We start from the raw sequence: 8,078 nt of genomic DNA, 5'->3' as shown, positions 1-8,078 counted from the left end.
AAAAGATAAGATCGGGAACACAATCTTATCTTTAGCACAAGGAGTAAACAAAAGGAATAACCATCATATTTTATAATACTTCAATTTTTGTTAATTTTGAATATTAAACCCATAATTGATTAGTATATCTATATTGAGAAATTTATTACAAAATTAGTTATAAATGATTCGAAAATCCAATGTAAACAAATATCCAAAAGTTTACTTTCATTTCCCCTTAAACATTGACTTTTATCTAATTTCATTGATATTATAAAAAAAAGACAAAAAAGTATACATTCAAATCATTGAAAATAAAGGGATTAAAAAACAGATGGATAAAAAGCAACATTCAATTGATGTACAACCAATTCGGAGCAAAGAACAGCTCGAAGATATGAGATGGTCTCTTAAACGTCATTGTTCAGATCGTGATTACATTTTATTCCTACTTGGGATTAATACTGGATTACGTGTAAGTGACTTACTTAAAATGGAAACGAATGAGATTTTAAAATTAAAGCGAAAAAAGAGGAAAGAATTTAAAGTTAAAGAAGGAAAAACAAAAAAGGAACGTATCATAAATATTAGGGGCACGGCAACGATTCGTTCTTTTTCGGGCCACTCGCCATTTTAAGTTAACAGAACTAGAATTCCGTTAACTTTTCGAAATAAATTTAATAAGATTAGTTTACAGAACATCTGTAAATATTCGTGGAAAATAAGTTTACGGAACATATTTAAAGAAAACGTTCTTGGAGACTTCAAATCTAATTACCTGAAAGTCAATGCTTTATCATACATTTCAAAGTTTTCTACAAATGGCCCCAAAAAGCAGTAATCGTTGCCGTGCCCCTGTTACCGTCCCCAATTCATAAAATTTAATGATACACTATAAGAGGAATTTTAAATCAATTCAGAAAATAGAGGGGGAAACAACTATGTCACGTTTACAGCAACATTTTGAAGAAAGAAGAGAATACATCTTTAATCGCCTTAAGCAACCAGAATACATGGAAAGAAGTATAGAAAAAGTTCGCCAAGCTCAAAAAGAGATTAAAAATACAGTACAAACGATTAAAGATGTATTACTCCTAGACAAAACAACCGATCCATGTTTACCAGAAGTCGCTCAATTTTCTCTTCAACACATTATAAATTCCGAGTCTTTTGAGAATGTCAAAAACCTTGTTCCATCCTCTATGAAAAAGCTAAGTGAAGAAGAACGTGCAAAAGTGTTAGATGAAACATTAAGCGTAGCAAACCAAGTCATGAATCTAGAACTTACCGTTTTTATCATGATGTTTAATGCAAAAGAGAAAATTCTCATGGATGCTTATAAGAAAAAAACTAGATCACAAACAGAACTTCATTACGATGTTGCTGACAAGGAAGGGTTCGACAAGGCTATTTATGAAGAGCGTATTGATTCATTACAAAATGATATTCGTGTGATATCTTTTAGAAAGCTATGTGATAATGAACCCGCACCAGAGGACTTAGAACTATTCAAAGAACGTTATGAAACAGTTATTTTACCAAAGATACAGGAAATTGTTTCCCTAATTGAACCAAGTCTAATAGATGTAGACGTATTTTTAAATCCAGTAATCGAGTACGGTGTAAGAGAAATCACTTTAGATGAAATGATTCAAAAATTACTAGAAAACCTTTCTTTATTTCACAAATTATCAAAGGTTGAATATTGCCCAACGGTTGAGCTAACAATAAAAGAATATTTATTCTTAGAAGCTATGAACCGTTCCAAAAAAGGAGAGGAGTTGCAACCATCTAAATGATGCATACACAAGAAAAATTTTATGAGAAGTTAATAGAAGAGAAGAAAAAAGTGACGATTTTTCTAAAAAATGGTGTTAGAGTCCCTGGAAAAATTGTCGCTGTTGATAAATTTACGGTACTAGTTCTAAGTGATGGAAAACAACAGTTCCTTTATAAACAAGCAATTTCGACTGTTTCTTTATAAAATAAAACCGACACAAAAATCTCACAATTATAACATTTTTATCCTTTTATGAATGTACCTCACTTCAAAAATTTCCATACATAATGTACTCTTAGATATAAGAGTTAGTTTTTTTCCTTTAGGGCAAGGCTGGTTTCAGCCTTGTTTTTTATTTGCAATTTTTTGGGTACAATTTTTTCGAGATTCTATGTATAAAGGAGTTTAAGAGAAAAAGTGGATATGAGATTACTACATGACATGATAGAAGATCAAAAAAAAGAATTGAGCTATCTTGTAAAAAAATATGGATTTAGCCATCAAAAAGTAATTGATTTTAGTCAAAAATTAGACCTTTTAATCTATGAAGCAATGGGGAAATATCGATTAGACCAAAAAATTAGGATAAAAAAAAGAAGCCTTTCAATAAGGATTCATAACAGGAAGATAAGAGACAGATATAGAAATAAAAAGAATTAATTATATTATAATTAAAAAATATGAAAAGACATATTGAGAAAAACATTAGATTGAATTTTCTAATTAGTTTTTTAAAAATAAAAAAAGAGTTGTAGTAACAAGCTGTCATTAAACCCCTTACACGAAAAAGATTGGCAAATATCCAATCTTTTTTTATGTAGATAGGCTCTCGTGCTTTTCTTGCATGAGAGCCTATCTACATTCGGGAACTACCTTTCATTATTATAAAGAAAAAATCCATATAAAACCAATAGGTTTTTCTATATTTAAACGATACATTTTCTATATTCTATGGTAAAATTAGTGATTGAGGGTACAATTTTTCAAGAGAAAAAGGCAAACAATATAAATACTTTCTGAAAGTGTTCAATTCAAGTTCAACAAAAAGCATTTGTTATTCTATAGCAAATGCTTTTTGACAAATTACATTCTTTTTTATAACATAAAAAAGGAATTGAGTGGCTAGACTCAATTCCTTTGGTGAAGCTATTTGCCAACGAACACCTGGTATGAGAATCCTTCATTAAATGTTGGATTCTTTTACTTTGTCTGTAACATGAAATGTAATACTGTGTATGCCATTTTTCTTGCTGAACATCCTCGTTTGAGCGCTAATTGTTGTAAGAGTTTATGTTGAAATGGCGTTAATTCAAATTCAATAAAATGCTGAAAAGCATGAGATTGCCTTACAGGTACATCCTTCATATAAATATAGTCTAATCCCTCTGTTATTAATTCCAATGCAACTTGATCTAAATTTTCATTATAAAGTGCTAATTCTTCCAGTCTTTCATACAAATGTGGTTCTAATGAAATTAATAACTTCTTATTATGTTTTCGTAATTTCTGCTTTTGGCCTTTCCAATACTTCTGCTCTTGCATAACTGCATGTAACATTTTAATTCCCCCTATTTATAATTTAAATTTGTATTTCTTCCTTAAAATTAAACCCCTACTTTTTGTGTCTTACAGTATCAACAGCGGCTAAACAGGCGGCTATCCCAAGACGCTTTTCACGGTTCTGGTGCAAACATTTTTTGAAGATATAAAGAAGTGAAGAGATTCCTAACGGAATCCGCTTTTATACTGGAATACCGAATAGTTGATGAATGAGGTTCACTTGATTTTGGACAGACTTCCCCCCTTGAGAGGTTTGTCCTTTTTTCATCATATGTATGGCTTCAACACCTCTCAATATAGAAGTTGCCGTTTTAAATGACTTGAATCCCAACATAGAACGCACGCGTTTCTTAATAAAACGATGATCTTGTTCCACTATATTATTGAGATATCTAACTTGCCTTAGTTGTATGCCTTCAGGCATATGTTTCTCTTCTTTTAACTCTTGAATCGCTACAGGGTAGGCAGGGTTCTTATCTACTGTTATCACACGGAGTTTAGACACGTACGAAAAAGCCAAGGCTTTCTTGAAAAAGCGCTTGGCTGCTTGTTTATCTCTTGATTTACTTAGATAAAAATCAATGGTGTTCCCTTCGGAATCTACAGCACGATATAAATACATCCATTGACCTTTTACTTTGATATAGGTTTCATCAACTCTCCATGAGTCATTTGTTGATTTAAGATGATATCGTACTTTCTCTTCTAATTGGGGCCCATATTGATGAACCAAACGCATAATGGTTGTGTGAGCGATTGATACTCCTCGTTCTTCCATCATTTCCACCAGGTTACGAAAGCTCAAATTGTACCGCAGGTACCATCTTACTGTTAATAAGATCAGTTCAGGCTGATAATGTTTCCACTTGAATAGATTTTGCTTTTCCATACCAATCACATCCTTTTTTAAAGTACTAGTATCAGTATGTCCAAGTTTGATAGACATTTTTCATATACTTCAAAGTTTTTGCACCAGAACCGTTCATCCATCAACTATTTGGAATTGCTGCTTAAGACTAGATTCCACTAGGAAACTTTTCGCCTCTTTATATCTTTCCTAAGTATTTGCACCAGAACCATTCAACTTATATCCATACTAGATCTTCTGGGGAAAGCTTTTTAACAATTAAGCCCCTTCTTCCCTTATTTATAATTTTTAAATTAAACCGTCCTCTATAGTATACTGAAGGTGTGGTGTTTTCTGATGGGGTATGCCGTAAAATCAAAAGGGATTTAACCTCTTCTATCTTCTTTTCAGAATAACTTTCACCATTAGGGAATTCTATTATTCCTAATCTAATCTTTATTTCGCTTGCATCAAACAGCCACTCCTTATGAAGTTCCCTTATCTTTTGTATAAAGTGTCCTTGGGCTTTTCCTATATAGAGAAATGTTTCTTTTCCAGCACATACTCTAAAGATTGCAAATATTCCTTTCTTAAAAGCTTCTTCTCTATTATAAAAATCATTAAAACTATACGATCCATACCATTTAATATGTACTGTTTCGATTAATTCCACCTCATTTTTCGGCAACTATATTACTTCGAAATATTTTATTTATTCAAAATTCATAGTCCTATTTACATGCATTAGAAGTTGCGCTATTTTATAATACATTTTAATATTAAGAACTTCAATAATGAATATGTACATATCTTCAAGCATGTAAAGATTTATAGCCTGCACTAAGTTGTCAGAACTGTACAGAACGAAATCATCTATAGGGGGTCACCATACATGCCCATCAACTTATAAGAAATTAATTGTTCCCCTAAATAAAAAAAATGAACTGAATTTTCATGGACAACTATGAAGAGATAAAACTTTCGTTTCGGGGATAATCTAAAATATTAGCTTGATGGCGATGTTGCCGTACCCCATCGCCATCAAGCTAACTAAAATGAGATACCCCCAAACCGAAAAAAATGGGAGTATCTCATTTTTATATATCTAACTCAATTTCTTTGCTCATGCAACAAAATTTGTATTTCTTACCGCTGTTACAGGGGCGCGGTAAGAATTCGTTCTTTTTTGAGCCACTCATCATGAAGCTAAATAATAATAAAATATATTGTCACATTCCTGTCACAATGTATTTGTATGATAGAAATACAAAAAAGGAGGTTTATAAGTATGAATAAAAAAATGAACAAACTAGTCATTCCAATTTTGATGAGTTCAATATGTCTTACATTACCATCCCTGAGTTATGCGCAACAAAAGGATATTACAACAAAGGGACAAAACGTGGTTTCTCAATACAAAAATTTTACTTTTGATGTGAATCCTGAAACGGGTGAAATTTTTGTGGAAAAAGATGGTGTAAGGGAAAGTGCTTCCTTACCACTACCGAAGAAAAAAATAACAAATCTAATAAAAAAACATGATTGTATATCTTGGAATTATCCAGATGACCAAATAGATGTGAAGATTGAAAAGAAAGAATCCTATTTAAGTATTAAGTTAAAATCTACTAAGTCTGAAGGAGCTAATGAATTTACATGGCCTAAAGTAAGTGCGGAAAGCTATACGTTACCATTATGGGAAGGAAAAAATATACCTAGCAATGACCCAAACTGGAAAGAATATTTAAAAGATGAAGACATGTCATTCATAGAAAGTTTTTCTATGAGATTCTTTGCATTGAATAAATCTAAATATTCCATTATGTATATAGCTGACAATATGTATAATGATAATATTCATTTCACTGCTGATTCCGATATACAGTTTAGTTTTACACATCAATATCCTTCTATTAATAAGAATAAAGAATATGGATTCAGATTATATCTAACTGATAAAAACCCTGTCTCGATGGCAAATATTTATAAAAATTATATAAAAGAACAGGGAGAATTTAAGACCCTAGAAGAAAAAGCAAAAACAAATCCGAACATTAAAAAATTATATGGTGCTCCTCATATTTATTTTTGGGACCACAGTGGGATTTCAGTAGAGAATATTAAGTGGGATAAATTCACAAAAAAAATGGATGAGACATTTACAAATTGGATTGCACAGTTGTTACAAGAAAATACGGAAGATGGCTCAAAAGATTTTGAAACTGTTATGCAAGATATAAAGAATCAAAAAGCTATCGATAAAAGCCAGCAAAAAGTAATAGTTAATGCGATAAATCAGGTATTACAATTAGAACAACTTTATAATAAAGACATTTTTAGTAATCCAGATACTGGAACCAATGAACTGTTGAAAAAAGGAATCCAAAACTTGAGTGAACAAGAACTATACACACTGAATAAAGGATTAATTAAGAGTAAGTTAACAGATACAGTGGATGAAGTAAGCACATGGGGACAGAAAGAAACAACAGATGTTTTAGTTGATATGAAGAAATCGAATGTTAAAAAAGCATGGATAGGTTTACCTAATTGGGCTAATGGATTAATGAATCCCAAAATGGTAGAAGAAGCAAATAGAATGGGGTATTTAATCGGTCCTTATGATTCATATCACTCGATTCATGAAGTTGGAAGTAGAGATTGGAATACTGCTTCTTTTAAAGATAAAACTTTATATGAAAATGCAACAATATCTAATGAAAAAGGAGAAAAAATAGGAGGATTCTTAGGAAAAGGAAGAAAGTTAAATCCAACTTTATCCTTACCTAGTGTGAAAGAGCGTGTAGGTGATATTTTACAAAATAATATACCGTTTAATTCTTGGTTTGTCGATTGCGATGCTACAGGCGAAATTTATGATGATTATTCTCCAAATCACATTACTACGCAGGAACAAGATGTAAAAGCAAGACTGCAAAGAATGAAATATATTAGCGAAGAAAAACATATGGTAGTCGGATCAGAAGGTGGGAATGACTTTGCTAGTAATATAATTGCCTTTGCGCATGGAATAGAAACACCTGGGATTTGGCCCGACTCTGATATGAGAGATAAAAAGAATCCATATTATGTAGGCGGATATAAATCCACTTCACCAGATGGTTCTATTCCAGAATCGAATGCCAAAACAATACCAATCAAACCTATTTATAAAAATATTTATAATAATCCTGTATATTCAATTCCGTTATATAAACTTGTATATAATGATTCAATTATTACGACTCACCAATGGGGATGGGGAAGTTTTAGAATTCAGGATGAAATAGGAAATAGAATGTTATCTGAAATGTTGTATAATGTACCACCTTTATATCATATTGATAAAAATGAATGGGAGAAAAGTAAATCCACTATTACTTCATATTTGAAAGTATGGTCTCCATTTCATGAGAAAGCTGTAACAAAACCAATGACTAATTTTGAAGTATTGTCTGAAGATCGGCAGGTTCAAAGTACGACATTTGGAAAAAACATGAAAGTGATTGTGAATTTCTCAAACCAAGATTTTACATATAATAATGAGAATATAAAAGCAAAAACAGCTATAGTATACGATGGGAAGAAAAAGAGTATATTAGAAGTTCCTAAATACTAAGATACATGACATGGTAACTGCTGTTGAAAGTTCTGAACCAAGGAGATCTGTTCGAAGGGTTTGATTTTTTTAATCATATGTGTAGATCCCTTCTTGCAAAAAAATGACGTAGAATATGTATTCTGCGTCATTTTTTAGTATGATTAATAGAAAAAGAGATAAATATAGGGGGAATAACGTTGAAAAAAAGTGACGCAGAACTCGATATGTTTAAAGAAGGTTCTGGTGCAAAGATTGCATTTATTTGAAAGAGGTATATAGATTCCTAATGGAATCTATTCTTATGCAGCCAT

Annotated in this window: 7 protein-coding genes and 2 pseudogenes; 5 read left to right on the top strand and 4 right to left on the bottom strand. The window is 31.5% G+C overall.

The window, feature by feature from the left end; translation table 11 throughout:
* Positions 1-313: 313 nt before the first annotated feature.
* From CQZ94_RS29450 to CQZ94_RS29435, 4 genes and pseudogenes are all read left to right on the top strand, one after another.
* Positions 314-568, top strand: a pseudogene (locus CQZ94_RS29450) (tyrosine-type recombinase/integrase); the annotation flags it as partial.
* A 352-nt stretch (positions 569-920) separates the two neighbouring features.
* The gene (locus CQZ94_RS29445) at positions 921-1,778 is read left to right on the top strand and encodes a hypothetical protein (RefSeq protein WP_105588269.1); all 858 of its coding nucleotides are present in this window, start codon (positions 921-923) and stop codon (positions 1,776-1,778) included.
* Entirely contained in the window at positions 1,778-1,963 is a 186-nt protein-coding gene (gene hfq / locus CQZ94_RS29440; protein WP_181149574.1) for an RNA chaperone Hfq, read from the top strand. The genes CQZ94_RS29445 and hfq overlap by 1 nt, the downstream gene beginning before the upstream one ends.
* Before the next feature lie 237 nt (positions 1,964-2,200).
* Positions 2,201-2,362, top strand: a pseudogene (locus tag CQZ94_RS29435) (aspartyl-phosphate phosphatase Spo0E family protein); the annotation flags it as partial.
* A gap of 597 nt (positions 2,363-2,959) precedes the next feature.
* On the opposite strand, the gene CQZ94_RS29430 reads toward CQZ94_RS29435, so the two are convergent.
* The 4 genes from CQZ94_RS29430 to CQZ94_RS32600 form a co-directional block, all read right to left on the bottom strand.
* On the bottom strand, positions 2,960-3,316 hold the full coding sequence (locus tag CQZ94_RS29430; RefSeq protein WP_105588267.1) for a hypothetical protein: 357 nt from the start codon (positions 3,314-3,316) through the stop codon (positions 2,960-2,962).
* A gap of 184 nt (positions 3,317-3,500) precedes the next feature.
* The gene (locus tag CQZ94_RS29425; RefSeq protein WP_105588270.1) at positions 3,501-4,208 is read right to left on the bottom strand and encodes an IS6 family transposase; all 708 of its coding nucleotides are present in this window, start codon (positions 4,206-4,208) and stop codon (positions 3,501-3,503) included.
* Positions 4,209-4,404: 196 nt separating this feature from the next.
* Complete coding sequence (locus tag CQZ94_RS29420) at positions 4,405-4,839, bottom strand: sodium:proton symporter (RefSeq protein ID WP_142395966.1); 435 nt, start codon at positions 4,837-4,839, stop codon at positions 4,405-4,407.
* 424 nt (positions 4,840-5,263) lie between these two features.
* Positions 5,264-5,365 (bottom strand): SEC-C metal-binding domain-containing protein, encoded by a 102-nt coding sequence (locus CQZ94_RS32600; RefSeq protein WP_258166085.1) that lies wholly within the window; start codon positions 5,363-5,365, stop codon positions 5,264-5,266.
* Positions 5,366-5,454: 89 nt separating this feature from the next.
* On the opposite strand from CQZ94_RS32600, the gene CQZ94_RS29410 reads away from it, so the two are divergent.
* Complete coding sequence (locus CQZ94_RS29410; RefSeq protein ID WP_105588265.1) at positions 5,455-7,785, top strand: glycoside hydrolase; 2,331 nt, start codon at positions 5,455-5,457, stop codon at positions 7,783-7,785.
* The last annotated feature ends 293 nt before the right edge of the window (positions 7,786-8,078 follow it).

It is taken from the genome of Bacillus sp. MYb209, from assembly GCF_002975175.1.
Classification (GTDB): Bacteria; Bacillota; Bacilli; order Bacillales; family Bacillaceae_G; genus Bacillus_A.
This window is presented reverse-complemented; position numbering and strand designations above follow the sequence as displayed.

Bases quoted from the DNA above. Each gene is read 5' to 3' on its own strand.
- CQZ94_RS29445 (WP_105588269.1), top strand. From the start codon at position 921: ATGTCACGTTTACAGCAACATTTTGAAGAAAGAAGAGAATACATCTTT.
- hfq (WP_181149574.1), top strand. From the start codon at position 1,778: ATGCATACACAAGAAAAATTTTATGAGAAGTTAATAGAAGAGAAGAAA.
- CQZ94_RS29430 (WP_105588267.1), bottom strand. From the start codon at position 3,316: ATGTTACATGCAGTTATGCAAGAGCAGAAGTATTGGAAAGGCCAAAAG.
- CQZ94_RS29425 (WP_105588270.1), bottom strand. From the start codon at position 4,208: ATGGAAAAGCAAAATCTATTCAAGTGGAAACATTATCAGCCTGAACTG.
- CQZ94_RS32600 (WP_258166085.1), bottom strand. From the start codon at position 5,365: ATGAGTGGCTCAAAAAAGAACGAATTCTTACCGCGCCCCTGTAACAGC.
- CQZ94_RS29410 (WP_105588265.1), top strand. From the start codon at position 5,455: ATGAATAAAAAAATGAACAAACTAGTCATTCCAATTTTGATGAGTTCA.